This window comes from Burkholderia sp. FL-7-2-10-S1-D7 (assembly GCF_001524185.1).
Lineage (GTDB): Bacteria > Pseudomonadota > Gammaproteobacteria > Burkholderiales > Burkholderiaceae > Burkholderia > Burkholderia diffusa.
Genome location: NZ_LOWY01000040.1, coordinates 1 through 1,901 on the forward strand (window position 1 = coordinate 1; position 1,901 = coordinate 1,901).

At 65.9% G+C, this 1,901-nt stretch carries 1 pseudogene; it reads right to left on the reverse strand.

Annotated elements, in window-relative coordinates:
* Window positions 1–1,901, reverse strand: a pseudogene (locus WS75_RS16455) (RHS repeat protein); the annotation flags it as partial.

Sequence of the window (1,901 nt, forward strand, 5' to 3'; positions counted from 1 at the left end):
TCGTAGCGGTAGGCGAGCTGCCCGCGCCGCGTGTCGTTGATGTCGGTGAGCTGGCCGCTGGCGTCGTACCGGTAGCGGCGCACCAGCAGGCGGTTACCGCCTGCGGTTTGCCCGACCGGGCCTTTGGATTCGTGGGCAAGCACCTGCTCGCTCAAGCGCCCCATGGCGTCCCACTGCTGCGTTTGCAGCAGGCGGTTGCCTTGCAGCCGTGCGACTTCGCGATGCAGGTCGTCGCGCTCGTAGCTGACGAGCTCGCGCTCATCGAGCTGCAGCGCCAGCAGGTGGCCGCTGCCGTAGGTGAGCCAGCTGACACGGTGACCATCCGGGCGCACGGTGGCGATGCGCTGGTTGAGTGCATCGTATTCGTGCAGCCACACACCCACCAGCGGCTGGCCCAGGCGGGTGTAGTGCTGGTGTTCGCGCACCAGGTTGCCGGCCGGGTCGTGGAACCATTGCAGGCGGCTGTCGGCGTTGCTGGCCAGTGCCAAATTGCCGTTGAGGTCGTAGGCGAAGGTCTCGACCTGCCAGTCTTGCTGGCGCGGGCTCGCGTCGCCGGTTTGCAGCGCAGCGCGCCGCTCGGTGAGGCGCCCCATCGGATCGAAGGTGTAGGCGGTGATGCGCTGCCCGTCGATGGCACGCGCCAGCTTGCCGGTCTCCTCCTCGTACTCGTAGCGCGTGATGGCACCGTCGAAGCCGGTTTCCGCCAGCAGACGGCCCACCGGGTCGTAGTGGAACTCGGCATCGCGCCCGTTCTCGTTGCGCAGCGCGGTGAGCTGGCCGAGCTTGTCCCACTGGTAGCGTAGGGTCTGGCCAGCGGCGTCCACCCGCTTGGCCAGCAGGCCGGCCTCGGTGTAGTCCCATTCGGTGCGCCGGCCCAGCGCATCGATGTGGGTTAGCAGCCGGCCCTCTGCGTCGCGCTCGAAGTGTTCTTCGGTATCGTCCGGGTAGCGGATCGCGGCGAGCTGGCCGGCCTCGTAGCGGTAGCGGGTGACCTGGCCTGCCGCGTCGGTGAACTGAACAAGCTGGCCGCGCGCGTCGTAGGCCCATTCGCTGGCTTTGGCCGAGCAGTCCACGTAGCGAATGAGCTGGCCGCTGCTGTTGTACTCGAGCTGCCTGGTCTTGCCGCTGGCATCGATGATGCCGATCGGCAACCCCATCAAGTTGTACGCATACTCCGTCTTGTTGCCCAGCGGGTCGATGGCCTCCGTCAGGCGGCCGCGGGTATCGTAGTCGCGCAGCCAGAGGCCGCCCTCGGCGTCGCTGATCTTGATGAGCTGGTCTTTGCTATCCCACGCGTAATGAACGGTGGTGCCGTCCGCACGGATGTGCTCCAGCAGGTTGCCGTTCTCATCATGCGCAAAGCGATTGACATGACCTGCGCTGTCGATGTGTTGGACAACGTTCTTGGCACTGTCCCGGAAGAACCATTCCGAGCGCTGGTCCGGGTGAACAATGCGGTAGGTGTAACCAAGGCTGTCGTAGTAGTGCCAGGTCTCCTGGCCATGGGCATCGGTGACGTAGGTGAGGCGAATGTTCTCGTCCCATTCCAGGCGGGTGTCGAAGCTGCCGTCATCGGCCCACTCGCGCACCGCTTTAGCATCCGCGCCCTCGCCCTGCCACACCAGGTTCATGCCGCGGCCGGTGCGGTCGGTGTAACGGGTGATCAGGTGGTGCTGGTACTGGTACGTCCACGCGGCGGCATTCTCGTCTTGTGCCAGCGTGAGGTCTCCCGCTTCGTCATAGCGGTACAGGCTCAGACGGCGCAGGGGTTCGTGCTCGCCCATCAGCCACAGGCCGGTGATGCGGCCCGCTTCGTCCACCAGGGTGCCCAGGTGGGTATGCGGCTGACTGGGATCGTCCTGGTAGGTGATCAGGTCCGACAGCACCGCGCGATTGCCAAC